We start from the raw sequence: 13,173 nt of genomic DNA, 5'->3' as shown, positions 1-13,173 counted from the left end.
CTATTGTCTCCCGCGTCTTCTTGCTACTCTTGCTTCGCGATTATTATTGCTTCCCTCTTCACGTTTTTCAGTGGGAAGCCCTTTTTGAAGCACTTCACCTTTAAATATCCACACCTTCACACCAATAATTCCATAAGTGGTCATCGCCTCAGCAAAGCCATATTCTACCTTTGCCCTCAAAGTATGTAAAGGCACACGTCCTTCCATATACCATTCCGTCCTCGCCATTTCTGCACCAGCTAAACGTCCGGAAACCTGAATCTTCACACCTTTTGCACCATGCACTTGTGCATTCTTCATCACCTTTTTCATAGCACGACGAAACGCTACCCTTTTTTCAAGCTGCAAAGCAACATTTTCTGCTGCAAGCTGTGCATTTGCATAAGGTCTCTTCACTTCCTTAATATTAATGGTAATATCTTTCTTTTCCTGTTCCGCTTTGTTGATATCAACAATACGTTTAAGGGATTCTTTAAGAATCTCAACATCACTACCCTTTTTACCAATAATGATACCCGGTCGTGCAGCAACAACAGTTACGCGTAATCTCTTCGCTGTTCGTTCAATAACAATTTCGCTTATGCCTGCTGAAGCAAGTCCTTTCTTAAGAAACTTCCGAATTTTATAATCCTCAACAATACCCTCTGATGCATTTCCAAAATTAGGAAACCATCGTGACTTCCAGTTCTGATTAATACCTAATCTCAAGCCAATTGGATTAACTTTCTGACCCATAACTATTTATCCTCACTCTTTGCCACTTTTCCACCTCGTTTTGTTTTACTTTTTTTAGATTCTTCTTTCCCTTCCACAACTTCAACAAAAATATGTGCCGTTGGTTTACGAATAGGTGTTGCTCTTCCTTTTGCACGTGGCATAAACCTTCTTAGCACAGGACCAACGTCCACCCTACAAGAATTCACCACCACATTCTCTGCTTCATATCCGCCGTTTGCTACTGCCGAAGCAATCACCTTAGAAATAATCCTTGCTGCCTTATTAGGAGTGAATTCCAAAGCTGCTATTGCTTTTTCAGCGTTCATACCTTGAACCTCACGTGCAACAAGTCTTGCTTTTGTGGGAGAAAGGCGAATAAATCGTAACAATGCTTTACTCATCATCTACCCCCTTTATTTACCAATTTTCTTTTGGACACTGCCCTTATGCCCCTTGAAAGTTCTCGTCGGAGCAAATTCCCCTAGACGATAACCAACATGATTTTCTGTAATATACACAGGAACAAACGCACGCCCATTATGAACATTAAAAGTAAGACCAATCATATCTGGAATAATTGTACTGCGTCTTGACCAAGTCTTAATGGGCTTATTGTCTTTAGCCTCTTTTGATTTCATAACCTTCTTCAAGAGATGATCATCAATAAAAGGACCTTTCTTAATTGAACGAGCCATTATATTTCTCCTACCTTGCTATTTTTTTCTTCGCGAAATAATTAATCTATCACTAGCTTTCTTACGCCTTGTTTTATAGCCTTTTGCTGGCATACCCCAAGGAGAAACAGGATGACCACTAGAACCAGTCTTGCCTTCACCACCACCATGTGGGTGATCAACAGGGTTCATCGCACTTCCCCTTGTTTGTGGACGCACACCTAAATGACGATTCCTTCCAGCTTTACCTAAAGAAATATTAGCAAAATCCGCATTCCCAACAACACCGATAGTTGCCATACATTCACTTAGAATGTAACGCATCTCACCACTTGGCATTCTGATGATTGTATATTTTTTTTCACGTCCCATAATTTGGGCACTTGCACCCGCACTTCTTGCAAGTTGCCCACCAGCACCTGGATGCAATTCAATATTGTGAATAATCGTCCCGATGGGAATATTTTTTAACTTCATTGCATAAGCATTCTTAATATCCAAGCCACCTTCCGCAGAAAGAACCAAATCCCCAACATTTAAACCATTTGCCTGAAGAATATAACGTTTATCTCCATCAGCATAAAAAACCAATGCTATTCTACAATTTCGATACGGATCATATTCAATCGCATTCACACGTCCTTCAACACCAAACTTATTGCGTTTAAAGTCAATAATGCGGTATAGTTTTTTCGCACCACCTTCTTTATGGCGACTTGTGATGCGACCATTATTATTCCGCCCCGCAGTTACGGGAAGTTTAGTAAGAAGCTTTCTTACACTTGGTTTTGCCGTAATATCATTTGAGCTAAGATTACTCATTGAACGACGACTAGGAGTGTAAGGTTTATAAGTTTTAATAGCCATTCCTAACTCCTCAAATTGCCAAAGATTCTATATTTTTGCCTTCTGGCAACTTGACATAGAATTTTTTAAAAGAAGCCTTTTGCCCCTTTACGCCTCGAAACTTCTTCACCTTTCCTTCTTGATTAAGAGAATTAATTCTCAATGGGGTGATATTAAAATACTCTTTAAAAACTTCTTTCAGCTGATGTTTGCTAATTTTAGGAGAAGTTTGAACAACAAGGACGCCATTCTCTTGAAGAGTAAGAGACTTTTCTGTATACATAATAGATTTAATATCTGTAATATCTGCCATCTTAGCCCTCTTTGATAATTTTTTCAAGAATTGATTTTTCAATCACCACTGACCTATAAGCCGCGATAAGATAGGCATTTAGTTCTGCTTCATTAACTAAGTAGCAAGACTTTAAGTTACGAAATGCAAGTGCTGTATCTTTAGTCATCGCCTCTGCAATAAAAAGAGTATCACGTTCATTTAACGCTTTAAACATACTCATTGCATCTTTTGTCTTACCACTTACAACTTCAATCTTATCAATTGCGTAAAGCTTACCACTCTGTGCCTTTTCAAAAAGTGCATACTCTAAGGCAAGCTTTTTTTGCTTTTTATTAATCTTAACATTATAGTTACGATTATTACTAGGACCATGTGCCACACCACCACCAACAAAAACTGGTGAAGTGATACTTCCAGCTCTAGCTCGCCCCCCGCCTTTTTGACGCCAAGGCTTTTTACCCCCACCGCTAACCTCACTACGCGTTTTAGCCATAGCGCAATTATTGCGGAATGATGCAAGATAAAACTTTACATAAAGGTAAAGATTATGTTGATTAATATCCTTATATCGCTCAGGTAAGTTTATTTCCCCACCTTTTTGCATTTTTGTATCAAGAATCACCGCTCCACTCATTTTACCACCTTTATTTTTCCAAATGCCCCGCTATGACCCGGAACAGAACCTTTCACAGCCAACACTCTCTTTTCAGCATCAAAAGACACAATTTCACCTTGTACGGTTACCTGCTCATTTCCATAGTGTCCGGCCATCTTCTTGCCCGGCTGAACACGACCAGGCCACTCACGATTTCCAATAGAACCCGTTCGTCTGTGGAATCTATGCCCATGTGCTGCAGGTCCTCCACCAAAGTTCCATCGCTTCATAACGCCACTAAAACCACGTCCTTTCGTCTTGAAAGTTAACTTCAATCGTGTAGCATTACTTAAAACAGAGACATCAATATCACCTACAGCAATACCATCTGCCACTTGCAAAGTTGCAAATCGATTAAACTCTTTAGAGAGGTTATACTTTTTTTGTTGCCCTGCAATCGCCTTATTGTATACCTTTCCACACGAATACGCCACTAAAGCTCGCTTATCACCCACAATCTCACACACCTTAACTTCACGCACAAATAGAAGCGTTACGGGTGTACTTACCGTAGAGAGAGTGCGACTCATTCCAATTTTTTCCACTAAAAATTCCATCGTCTCTATCCTTAAAATTTTTCTTAAAATTAAGATTATTTACCCAAAGAACGCACTTCAACATCCACTTCTGGAGCTAAATCCAACCTTGCTAAGCTATCCACCGTTTCAGGCGTTGCTGAAATAATATCAATAATCCTTACATGAACGCGAATTTCAAATTGCTCACGCGAATCTTTGTTGATATGGGGGGAACGAAGGACAGTATAACGTCTTTTCTTTGTAGGGAGAGGAACCGGGCCACGAATTTCTGAACCTGTTCTTTTAACAGCCTCAACAATAGAGGCAACAGTTCTGTCAAGCACTCTGTGATCATAAGCCTTAAGCTTAAAACGAATTTTTTCCATTTAATTTCCTTTAAAGAACTCACGCTTTGATGATAATTTCAAGGAATGCATACCTAAACTATCAAAACCGCTGTGTAAAATTAAAGCCAAATTATAAACATTTTTTCTGAAAAATGCAAGGTATACAGGGCATTTTTCCACCAAAAGCCCTCTTTTTATTTCCTTTTTAAAAGGAATATTTTGCCTATTTTGATATTCTTATTGTTTTAAGTATTCATTTAATTACAAAAAACACTAAAATGAATTTTGAACTTTTGTTTTATTTTTTACTAAAGTTATGTTAAAATGAAATATCAGGGACATTTACAAATATGCTTTTCATTAATTTTAAAAAATTAAAACAGGATCAAGTCATGGAAATATTAGAAAAAATACTTAAGCGTGACAAAATGGAGCATGGAAAATATTTTAGGAGAAAACTCTCCCTACCCTTTTGTGAAAACTCTCCAAGCAGGGAAGTCCTTAACCTCTATGGAGCACCTAGAGTGGGAAAAAGTGTTTTGGCACGCATGACGGCAGATTATTTTAAAACCCCGCTTATTCTTGAATGTAAAGATCCGCGCATTACACCATTCTTAGCCAATATCATGGATGCCCTACCTGCTTTCATCAAAGAGCATTGCAACGATATACTTATTCTTGATGACTGGGATAATCTGGAATCTTTACAAGAATCAACATTATCACTCCTCAATCACATTCCTATTTCAATTTTAGTTGTTTCAAAATTACCTATCGATCATTTTACCACTTTTCAACTTTATGGTATTGATTTTGAAGAATACATAAGTTTTTCCCACCACCCATTAGAATTAGAACATCTGTTTAATTCCTTTCTCCATGATGGTACTCTACTAGAAATTAGTCTTTTAGAAGAATATAAAAAAGATTATCGTAAGCAAGAAATTATCCAGCTCATTCAATGTGAAAAACAAGGAAAACACAATATTCTTCTCTCCATTCTCCCTTATATGGGACATAAAGTTACACCTCATCATCTTTACACTCAAGTAAAAAAAAGTTTCTCTATCAGCAAAGATACAATTTATTCCCTTATTAAGTACTATAAAGACGCCTCGCTATTATTTTTGCTTTCAAAATTTGACCAATCGAGTGCAGCTAAAAAACTTTATTTTTGGGATTTTTCACTCTCTAATGCCATCTCTTATGAACGTAATTTTAGTGCTCTTTTTGAAAATATGATTTTTTTAGAATTACTCAAAACAAAATATCACATTTATTACGGTGATACTTTAGAATTTCTGCTACTTAACAACTTTCATTCCTCACAACATAGTTATGTTGGCGTTCTTGTTGCACCTTTTTTAAGCTTTGAAGCAATTTTAAAACGTTTAAAAAAAGTAAAAAAAGAGTTTCCTTTTCTTTCGAAAGTATTTGTGATTACTTTAGGCTTAAATCAAGAAGGCGAGAATGAACATATCTTATACCGCATTCTTCCTTTCTGGGAATTCGCACTGGGAGATAAAGAATGGTAAAGCATAAAATTTGTGGCGTTGATGAGGCAGGTAGAGGTTGTATTGCGGGAAGCCTTTTTATGGCTGGAGTGATATTGAAATCTCCCATTGATGGCTTAAATGACTCAAAAAAGCTAAGTCGCACTCAACGATTTTTATTAGAAAAACACATTCACCAATCCTCAGAGTATATTATTGTCTCCTTTGATGCCACACAAATTGACACACAAGGATTGAGTGCTTGTTTGCATACTGGATTACTTAAAATTCAAAAACAACTGAATGCTGATGAATACATTTTTGATGGAAATTGTAACTTTGGTATTAAAAGCTATAAAACCCTTATTAAGGGTGACCAACAACTACAAGAAATTCAAGCTGCAAGCATTCTTGCAAAATGTGCAAAAGATCGAGAATCATTAGATCTTGACCAACTCTATCCCAAATATTTATTTAAAAATCATTGTGGATATGCGACAAAAAAACACCTACAAGCAATTATGCAATACGGAAAACTGCCATGTCACCGTAAATCTTTTCAAATTCAAGCACCAAGATTGTTTTAACCAGATACGATTATCTCAACTATTCAAGATAGTCGTCCATCACATAAAAATAAATTTTAGACAAATCTAAAACAAGAGGCTATAATATAAAAAACAAAGGATGGAAAATGTCAACTCAAGCATTAATTCTTGCTGCAGGATTTGGTTCTCGCCTTATGCCCTTAACCCAAACAATACCAAAATGTATGGTTAAATATCGTGGACATTGTATTATTGATTACGAAATTCAAGCTTTAGAGCAAGCTGGAATCAAACATATCAATGTTGTAGGTGGTTATTTATATGAGACTTTAGAGCAGTATTTGCAAAAAAAATTTCATATTCAACATTTTTTTAGGAATCCAAATTATCAATCCACAAATATGGTTACAACATTTTTTTGTGCAAGAGAACTCCTAGAATTCTTGACTGAAAATAATGATGATTTAATTGTTTCCTATGCAGATATCGTTTATTCAAAGACTATTGTTCAAAATCTTTTAGAGGCAGATGGTGATTTCAAAGTTATCGTTGATAAACAATGGAAAAGATTATGGGAAAAACGATTTGACGACCCACTAAGCGATGCAGAAACGCTTAAGCTAGACAAAGGAATAATTACAGAGATTGGCAAAAAACCGATAAGCTATGACGACATACATGGGCAATACATTGGACTTTTTTATTTCTCTTCTTCTTTCTTAAAAAAGGTTTTAAGCTTTTATGATAGCTTGGATACAAGCAAATTTTACGATGGCAAGGATATAAAAAATATGTATATGACAAGTTTATTGCAGGGTTTAATTGAGAAATATCAGAATGCTCGGGCAGTGGAAATTCAAGGGGGTTGGTGTGAGATTGACTTTAAGAGTGACCTAGACATTGTAATAGAGCTACAATAAAAGGAATAAAGATGAATGAAGAATTATTACTCTCTGTTAGTGAAATTGCCCTCTGTGCCGGTACAAAAATTATGGAATTTTATGGGGATAGACATTTTAGCTTAAAAGAAGATCAGTCTCCCGTTACACAAGCGGACATTGTTGCAAGTGAATATATTTGTCGAGCATTAAAAGATATCACTCCTTATGCAACTTCTTCAGAAGAAAATGCACTCTCCTATGAGGAGCGTAAAAATTTAGAATGTTTTTGGTTAATTGACCCATTAGATGGCACAAAAGGTTTTATAGAATGCAGTCATGGATTCAGTGTTAATATTGCCTTAATTGTGCATAATCAGCCGACATTAGGTGTCGTTTATGCACCAGCTTTACAGCAATTTTATTGCGGGCTTAAAAATTATGGTGCATTTTGCATAACAGAAAACTTACAGGAAGTTTCTAGCACAAATCTAAAATCTTATTGGCAAAAAATGGACGGGGAATCTAAATGTCCAACCAGAACGCCTCTTGCTTGTGATTCTGCACACCATAGTTCAGAACAAACAAGAGCATTTATTAAACGCTATCAATTACAAAGCGTTATTCGAGATTCTTCTTTAAAAATTTGTGCATTAGCAAATGGAGAAGCAGACCTTTATCCGCGTTTTTGTGGCACAAAAGAGTGGGATACTGCCGCAGCGGATATTATTTTGCAAGAAACAGGTGGAATAATTTTAGATATTCACACAAAACAGCCCCTATGCTACAATAAAAAAAATGTAAAAAATCCTTACTTTGTTGCATTCTCAAGAGGGCAAGTTGGAGGTTGGATATATAATGATTTTATAAAAAATAATTGGGATTAAGCTTATACCTTTAAATAAAATTGCATCTAACAATCCCATTTCCTCAATATGAAGTCAAATATCTTCACATAAAATCTCCCCAAACTTGAAAAAGCCAAATTTATCCAAACTCAAAATCTGTGCACAAATCCCACTCAAGGTTAAACACAGCCTTACAAAATTAGAATTAAACCTATCAAATATCCTTTCCAGTTTTGCAAAATGGAAAGGTGTACACCAAACAATGTGCGTGGAGCATAAGTGTAGATTTTTCATTTTGCTTCTTTTAAATCAACAAGACTCTTTTGTATCTATTTACGAACAACAAAATATTAGACTTCTCACAATCACAGACAAAAAGAAAAACTACAAAATATATTCGAAAATCTTTGGCTGGAGTAAAATCTGTGCCCTACTTGTAGAAATAGCCCCATCTTCTCGTAGCTCTTTAATAATTCTTGCAACAGCCTCCCTTGCACTTCCAATATTATTAGCAATATTTTCTTGAGAAATCTGAACAACTCCATGTTGTGCATTCAAGAGTAAAAACTTAATAACTCTTTCCTTAAGGCTTTTAAAGGTAATATCATTAATAACTTCTAGAGCTTGCTTAAAACGTTTCGAAACAAGAGAAAGATTAAAATGCAAGATATTTTCATTGCTTTGGCAGAGATCTTTAAAGGCTTGATTAGGCAATAAAAAGAGTTTAGAATCTTCCATGAATTCTAGAGCTATATCAAATTCAACATATCCTAACACACAACCTGCCGAAAAAATACATGCCTCTTGCGATTTGATATTAAAAATTGTAATTTCTTTTGCATCAAATGAGGATGTAAAAAGCCGAACTCGCCCGCTCACAATATAAAAAAAACCAAAATATTCTTCTTTATCAGGATAGATTCTACCGCCCTTATTATATGTCTTAAATACTCCATAATCCTTTAATACAGAAAGACTTTTTTGGTCGCCATGAATAAGTCTATTAATATTTTGCTCGATTGATTCCATATTTACCTTATGTAATAAAGTTACATTATAAAACCATTTTTTTGCCTACAATTTGTTAAAGCATTTCAAATTATATCAAAAAGGTAAAAATATGCAAAGAAGAAACTTTTTTAAATTTGTTGCAGCGACTTCTATGTTAGGGGCGATAGGTCACGCGTCCACAAATCCTCATTCAAGCCTTGCTTTATCACCTAAAAAGGAAGGCTTTGCTTCTATTATTAATCTTGATTTGTGTGATGGCTGTCAAGATTTTGATATGCCAAAGTGTGTTAGTGCCTGTCGCGATAAAAATCAAGATCGTTTTCCAAAACCCATTGAAAATATTCCTGATTATTTTCCTCGTAAAATTAAAGAGGATTATTCAAATAATCAAGATGATATTACGCGTTTAACACCATATAATTGGACATTCGTTGAAAATGTATCTGTTGATAATCAGCAGATTTTTATTCCGCGTCGTTGTATGCATTGCGATGACCCAACCTGTCAAAAAATTTGCCCATTTGGCGTGATCGATAAAGACAAAACAAACGCGGTAAATATTGATGAGCATTTTTGTTTTGGTGGTGCTAAGTGCAGGGATGTTTGCCCATGGGGGATTCCACAAAGGCAAGCTGGAGTTGGAATTTATTTAAAAATAGCACCAAAACTTGCTGGTGGCGGTGCAATGTTTAAATGTGATATGTGTGCAGACTTGATTCAAAAAGGGCAACATCCGGCTTGCCAAAGAGAATGCCCTAAAAACGCAATTATTTTTGATAAAAAAGGAGAAATTTTAAAAGTTGTTAACAAAATGAAAGAAAGTGGAAAGTTTGTTTATGGAGATACACAAAACGGAGGGACAAGTACATTTTATGTCTCATCGGTTAGTTTTGAAAAAATTAATCAAGCAATTGCAAAGAAATATGGGGAAACGGAAGAGAGTTTCAATCAAAAAACACAAAAAATGGGTCGCCCTCATATGAATATTGAAGTTGAAAACTTTATTAACAATGATTCGACACTTGTTAAAAGTGTTCTATCGGCACCTGTCTTAGGAGTGATTGCCGGAGCAATTGCAGTATCAAGAAGTAACAAAAAAACAAAGAATAAAGGATAAGATATGAAAAAATACATTAAAAGACAAAGTTTACAAAATAGAATCGTGCATTGGGGAATTGCATTCAGTACATTCTCATTAATTTTAAGTGGAATTTTTCAAATGCCTGTAGCAAAACGATATATGGTGAATGAGTTGCCCTTTCTCGCATGGAGTGGAGATTATCACACAACTTTAATCGTCCACTATATTGGAGCATTTTTTCTGATTTTTTTTATTTTCTTTCACCTTTTTTTTCATCTTTATCGTAGAGAGTTCGATATTTTTCCAAAAAGAGGAGATACTCTCAAAAGTATTCAAGTCATCAAAGCAATGCTTACAGGGAGAAAAGAGCCACCAAGCGAAAAATATTTACCGGAACAACGTTTAGCATATTTTGGTATTGGCTTAGTTCTTCTCATCTTAATTATAACGGGGTTAATTAAAACTTTCAAAAATCTTGCTGGTATTAATATGCCAGAGTGGCTTTATTTTTGGAGTGCACAAATACATAACTTTGGAATGATTTTAATTATATTAGGGATTATCGGGCATTTGGCGGCATTTATTTTCAGAGAAAACCGCAATCTTTTAGGAGGAATGTTCAGCGGTCGGGTTGGTGCAGATTACACACTTCATCGCCATTCATTATGGACTGAGGGCTGCAATGAAGCAAAAAAAGCGTTAAAAAAAGATTTTAATAAAGAAAATCCATCAGAATTAGGTTCGTGAATTATAACATACATTTGAGAATATCTGTAAGTTTATTATTAATTTAATTCTAGCTTACAGATTTTATTTAAACTTTTAGTTATAATGCCTCATTTAGTTTTATAGTTTGGAGGCATTAATGTAAAATAAGAATAAAACCGATTTCATACATCATCAATAATGTTGCGAATGAGTATAAAATTATAGGATTAACTATTGCTGAACATTTTCTAAAAAACATATTAAAGTTTAAATCTTTTTTAGAAACTTTACCATTTATGAAAAATTGAAAGTATAGGCAGTTAAGTTTTAATGCATTGCTATTTTATTAAAATTAAGATGCTATTGTTGCAATGCTTTAAAAAAGGAGATAAGGAGATAAAGTGAAAAGCTACTATATTGATGTATTTGTTGATGAAGAAAACAATAAAAATGGTGGGAATCCGTGCTTAGTTTATACTGGAGCAGAATGTTTAGATAAAACACAAATGCAATCCCTTGCACAAGAAGCACAGAAACAATATGGCGGGATTGAGACTGCTTTTATTTTGCCACCCCAAAAAAGCAACAATGACTATATGTTTATGTATTTTGCACCATTGAAGGAAATGGAAATGTGTGTACATGCTAGTATTGCTGCCCTAAGTGTGCTTGAGATAGAATCTGGTAACTTTCATGATTCTACCCTTATGAAAACTTATAAGATAGAAACAAAGCTAGGTATCTTTGAGATGGGATACAATTCAAGCACCAATCAAGGATATGTTTTGCAGAATTCTCCACAGATTCTTAACTGCATCTCAAGTAGTGCTGAGGTAGCAGATGCACTTAATATTACAAACTCTACAATTAATCAAGAATTGCCCATACAAAATATTTCAACTTCTCGTCCAAAGCTTATTGTGCCAATACAAAATGTGGAATTTTTGGATAATTTACAACCAAACTTTAACCAGTTATGGAAACTTTGTGATACATACCACACAAGCGGATTATACCCATTTGCTTTTAGCGATGATTTTGCACATTCTAAAACATTGTTTGCTCGGCAATTTCCAAATAATTCAGGATACAACGAAGATAGTGCCACTGGTGTTGCAGCCTCTGCTTTAGCATGTTATATAGCTAGTCATTGTCATATTTTACGCAAGGGATGGCAAAGTTTTATTATCAAACAAGGTATTGCGATGGGTAAGCCAAGCAAGATTATTGCTAGTGTAAATTTTGCTGATGAAAAAATAATTAAAACAAAAATAAGTGGTAAGGTTGCTATAAGAGATTAAATTCTTAGCTTAATTTTTCAAAGGAATGCGTATGCTAAATAAAACCGCACAAAACTATTATGGCAATCTTTGCACACAGATGTATGAGATATTGCACGAAAAAGCCCCCAGTGATGAGCTAGATTTTTATCTTTCTTATGCGAAGAAAAGCGATAAGATTCTAGAGCCATTGTGCGGGAGTGGGCGATTTCTTATTCCTTTTTTGCAAAGAGGATTTGATATTATGGGTATTGATAATTCGTGCGAAATGCTTGAGAGGTTGTGGCAAAAAGCTCCAAATGCCAATGTCATTCACGGCGAAATTATGCACCACACTTTTTATCATCAATTTGATTATATTTTTATCCCTTCAGGTTCGATTTCGCTTTTTACAGATATGAATCTCTGCAAACAGATTCTCTCTCATCTGAAGGGTTTGCTTACTTCGGGCGGGAGGCTTGTCTTTGCAGTAGATACGATTGCTTGTCAGTGTGAAGATGACATAGATTATAAGCCCTCACTTGCCACAAAGACACAAGAAGGCTATGACTTGATAGCAAAAACCAAAAATTTTTATGATACAAAAAGCAAGACACAATTTTCGCCCAGCGTGTATGAACTCTATGATGGTGCGACATTGCTTGAAAGTCAATATATGGACTTTCAAACACATCTCTATGAGCTTGGCGAAATGGAGCAATGCCTCAAAGAAATTGGATTTGACAAAGTTATGATATACTCCTCTTTTGCAAAAGAACAAGCTATCAATAATGAATGCGAAAATTTCATTTATGAATGTCGATTGTGAGAAACTCTTGACACTCATCTCAAGTCGCATTAGGATATGTTTGGCAAATATTTGAGAATCAAGGACTGAAATATGAAAAAGTTGGCATTTATAGCATTGTGTGCGATGATAAGCGTGTATTTTGTGGGTTGTGGGATAGGCGAGGATTCTAATGGAGATTCTATCCCCACTCTATCAAGCGAGGATTATAGTCATCTCCCAGAGTGTCAAAATAAAGAGGATAAGATAAAAGGTTGTCTATTGATAGATAGTGATGAGAGTGAGAAATTTCGAACAGAAACTCCAATAAAAAATGGTGAAGCAAATGGTATAGTTAGGATTTATCTTTATGGGCATACTCTATGTGAAAGTAAAGTCGTGGATTCTCTCCCAGTGAGTGCAACTCTATGCTTTGATATGCAAGGAAATCCTAAAAATGGAGTGATAAAAGAATACCATGAGAATGGGAATCTTGCCCATGAGGTGG

17 protein-coding genes and 1 pseudogene are annotated in these 13,173 nt (G+C 35.4%); 9 read left to right on the top strand and 9 right to left on the bottom strand.

What is annotated here, in order from left to right; translation table 11 throughout:
- Genes rpsC through rpsJ form a run of 8 tightly spaced genes read right to left on the bottom strand, consistent with a single transcriptional unit; the run spans window position 1 to window position 4,091 of the window.
- Window positions 1-735, bottom strand: coding sequence for a 30S ribosomal protein S3 (gene rpsC, locus CCZ01_RS07200; protein ID WP_112052543.1), 735 nt, complete (start codon window positions 733-735; stop codon window positions 1-3).
- Window positions 736-737: 2 nt separating this feature from the next.
- Window positions 738-1,118: a 50S ribosomal protein L22 gene (gene rplV, locus CCZ01_RS07195; RefSeq protein WP_112052583.1), complete on the bottom strand. Its 381-nt coding sequence runs from the start codon at window positions 1,116-1,118 to the stop codon at window positions 738-740.
- A 12-nt stretch (window positions 1,119-1,130) separates the two neighbouring features.
- Window positions 1,131-1,412, bottom strand: a complete 282-nt coding sequence (rpsS, locus tag CCZ01_RS07190) for a 30S ribosomal protein S19 (RefSeq protein ID WP_112052542.1) — start codon at window positions 1,410-1,412, stop codon at window positions 1,131-1,133.
- Window positions 1,413-1,430: 18 nt separating this feature from the next.
- Entirely contained in the window at window positions 1,431-2,258 is an 828-nt protein-coding gene (gene rplB, locus CCZ01_RS07185; protein WP_112052541.1) for a 50S ribosomal protein L2, read from the bottom strand.
- A 10-nt stretch (window positions 2,259-2,268) separates the two neighbouring features.
- Complete coding sequence (locus CCZ01_RS07180; RefSeq protein WP_112052540.1) at window positions 2,269-2,550, bottom strand: 50S ribosomal protein L23; 282 nt, start codon at window positions 2,548-2,550, stop codon at window positions 2,269-2,271.
- A gap of 1 nt (window position 2,551) precedes the next feature.
- Window positions 2,552-3,166 (bottom strand): 50S ribosomal protein L4, encoded by a 615-nt coding sequence (gene rplD / locus CCZ01_RS07175; RefSeq protein ID WP_112052539.1) that lies wholly within the window; start codon window positions 3,164-3,166, stop codon window positions 2,552-2,554.
- Window positions 3,163-3,744 carry a 50S ribosomal protein L3 gene (rplC, locus tag CCZ01_RS07170; protein WP_112052538.1) on the bottom strand — a complete coding sequence of 194 codons (582 nt, stop codon included), beginning with the start codon at window positions 3,742-3,744 and terminating at the stop codon, window positions 3,163-3,165. The genes rplD and rplC overlap by 4 nt, the downstream gene beginning before the upstream one ends.
- Before the next feature lie 35 nt (window positions 3,745-3,779).
- Window positions 3,780-4,091 (bottom strand): 30S ribosomal protein S10, encoded by a 312-nt coding sequence (rpsJ, locus tag CCZ01_RS07165; protein ID WP_112052537.1) that lies wholly within the window; start codon window positions 4,089-4,091, stop codon window positions 3,780-3,782.
- Window positions 4,092-4,444: 353 nt separating this feature from the next.
- Here rpsJ and CCZ01_RS07160 point away from each other — a divergent pair, with 353 nt between their 5' ends.
- From CCZ01_RS07160 to CCZ01_RS07145, 4 genes are all read left to right on the top strand, one after another.
- Window positions 4,445-5,587, top strand: coding sequence for a DUF4143 domain-containing protein (locus tag CCZ01_RS07160; RefSeq protein WP_112052536.1), 1,143 nt, complete (start codon window positions 4,445-4,447; stop codon window positions 5,585-5,587).
- The gene (locus CCZ01_RS07155) at window positions 5,581-6,132 is read left to right on the top strand and encodes a ribonuclease HII (RefSeq protein WP_112052535.1); all 552 of its coding nucleotides are present in this window, start codon (window positions 5,581-5,583) and stop codon (window positions 6,130-6,132) included. Before CCZ01_RS07160 ends, CCZ01_RS07155 begins: the two co-directional genes overlap by 7 nt.
- A 107-nt stretch (window positions 6,133-6,239) precedes the next feature.
- Window positions 6,240-7,013, top strand: coding sequence for a phosphocholine cytidylyltransferase family protein (locus CCZ01_RS07150; RefSeq protein ID WP_112052534.1), 774 nt, complete (start codon window positions 6,240-6,242; stop codon window positions 7,011-7,013).
- A gap of 11 nt (window positions 7,014-7,024) precedes the next feature.
- Window positions 7,025-7,858 carry a 3'(2'),5'-bisphosphate nucleotidase CysQ family protein gene (locus CCZ01_RS07145; protein WP_112052533.1) on the top strand — a complete coding sequence of 278 codons (834 nt, stop codon included), beginning with the start codon at window positions 7,025-7,027 and terminating at the stop codon, window positions 7,856-7,858.
- Window positions 7,859-8,203: 345 nt separating this feature from the next.
- On the opposite strand, the gene CCZ01_RS07135 is transcribed toward CCZ01_RS07145, so the two are convergent.
- Window positions 8,204-8,848 (bottom strand): Crp/Fnr family transcriptional regulator, encoded by a 645-nt coding sequence (locus CCZ01_RS07135; RefSeq protein WP_112052531.1) that lies wholly within the window; start codon window positions 8,846-8,848, stop codon window positions 8,204-8,206.
- A gap of 91 nt (window positions 8,849-8,939) precedes the next feature.
- On the opposite strand from CCZ01_RS07135, the gene CCZ01_RS07130 reads away from it, so the two are divergent.
- The 5 genes and pseudogenes from CCZ01_RS07130 to CCZ01_RS07110 form a co-directional block, all read left to right on the top strand.
- Window positions 8,940-9,947 carry a 4Fe-4S dicluster domain-containing protein gene (locus CCZ01_RS07130; protein WP_112052530.1) on the top strand — a complete coding sequence of 336 codons (1,008 nt, stop codon included), beginning with the start codon at window positions 8,940-8,942 and terminating at the stop codon, window positions 9,945-9,947.
- A 3-nt stretch (window positions 9,948-9,950) separates the two neighbouring features.
- A complete protein-coding gene (locus CCZ01_RS07125) occupies window positions 9,951-10,658 on the top strand; it encodes a cytochrome b/b6 domain-containing protein (protein ID WP_112052529.1) in 708 nt (235 codons plus the stop codon).
- Between the two features lie 362 nt (window positions 10,659-11,020).
- Window positions 11,021-11,920, top strand: a complete 900-nt coding sequence (locus CCZ01_RS07120) for a PhzF family phenazine biosynthesis protein (protein ID WP_112052528.1) — start codon at window positions 11,021-11,023, stop codon at window positions 11,918-11,920.
- A gap of 31 nt (window positions 11,921-11,951) precedes the next feature.
- Entirely contained in the window at window positions 11,952-12,707 is a 756-nt protein-coding gene (locus CCZ01_RS07115; RefSeq protein WP_112052527.1) for a class I SAM-dependent methyltransferase, read from the top strand.
- Window positions 12,708-12,779: 72 nt separating this feature from the next.
- Window positions 12,780-13,173: pseudogene (locus CCZ01_RS07110) on the top strand (hypothetical protein); the annotation flags it as partial.

It is taken from the genome of Helicobacter monodelphidis (genome assembly GCF_003288845.1).
GTDB lineage: Bacteria > Campylobacterota > Campylobacteria > Campylobacterales > Helicobacteraceae > NHYN01.
Note: the sequence above shows the minus strand (reverse complement) of the source record. Positions and strands in the feature narration are given on the sequence as shown.

Bases quoted from the DNA above. Each gene is read 5' to 3' on its own strand.
- rplB (WP_112052541.1), bottom strand. From the start codon at position 2,258: ATGGCTATTAAAACTTATAAACCTTACACTCCTAGTCGTCGTTCAATG.
- rpsJ (WP_112052537.1), bottom strand. From the start codon at position 4,091: ATGGAAAAAATTCGTTTTAAGCTTAAGGCTTATGATCACAGAGTGCTT.
- rplC (WP_112052538.1), bottom strand. From the start codon at position 3,744: ATGGAATTTTTAGTGGAAAAAATTGGAATGAGTCGCACTCTCTCTACG.
- rplV (WP_112052583.1), bottom strand. From the start codon at position 1,118: ATGAGTAAAGCATTGTTACGATTTATTCGCCTTTCTCCCACAAAAGCA.
- CCZ01_RS07125 (WP_112052529.1), top strand. From the start codon at position 9,951: ATGAAAAAATACATTAAAAGACAAAGTTTACAAAATAGAATCGTGCAT.
- CCZ01_RS07180 (WP_112052540.1), bottom strand. From the start codon at position 2,550: ATGGCAGATATTACAGATATTAAATCTATTATGTATACAGAAAAGTCT.
- CCZ01_RS07115 (WP_112052527.1), top strand. From the start codon at position 11,952: ATGCTAAATAAAACCGCACAAAACTATTATGGCAATCTTTGCACACAG.
- CCZ01_RS07135 (WP_112052531.1), bottom strand. From the start codon at position 8,848: ATGGAATCAATCGAGCAAAATATTAATAGACTTATTCATGGCGACCAA.
- rpsS (WP_112052542.1), bottom strand. From the start codon at position 1,412: ATGGCTCGTTCAATTAAGAAAGGTCCTTTTATTGATGATCATCTCTTG.
- CCZ01_RS07130 (WP_112052530.1), top strand. From the start codon at position 8,940: ATGCAAAGAAGAAACTTTTTTAAATTTGTTGCAGCGACTTCTATGTTA.
- rpsC (WP_112052543.1), bottom strand. From the start codon at position 735: ATGGGTCAGAAAGTTAATCCAATTGGCTTGAGATTAGGTATTAATCAG.
- CCZ01_RS07145 (WP_112052533.1), top strand. From the start codon at position 7,025: ATGAATGAAGAATTATTACTCTCTGTTAGTGAAATTGCCCTCTGTGCC.
- rplD (WP_112052539.1), bottom strand. From the start codon at position 3,166: ATGAGTGGAGCGGTGATTCTTGATACAAAAATGCAAAAAGGTGGGGAA.
- CCZ01_RS07150 (WP_112052534.1), top strand. From the start codon at position 6,240: ATGTCAACTCAAGCATTAATTCTTGCTGCAGGATTTGGTTCTCGCCTT.
- CCZ01_RS07160 (WP_112052536.1), top strand. From the start codon at position 4,445: ATGGAAATATTAGAAAAAATACTTAAGCGTGACAAAATGGAGCATGGA.
- CCZ01_RS07155 (WP_112052535.1), top strand. From the start codon at position 5,581: ATGGTAAAGCATAAAATTTGTGGCGTTGATGAGGCAGGTAGAGGTTGT.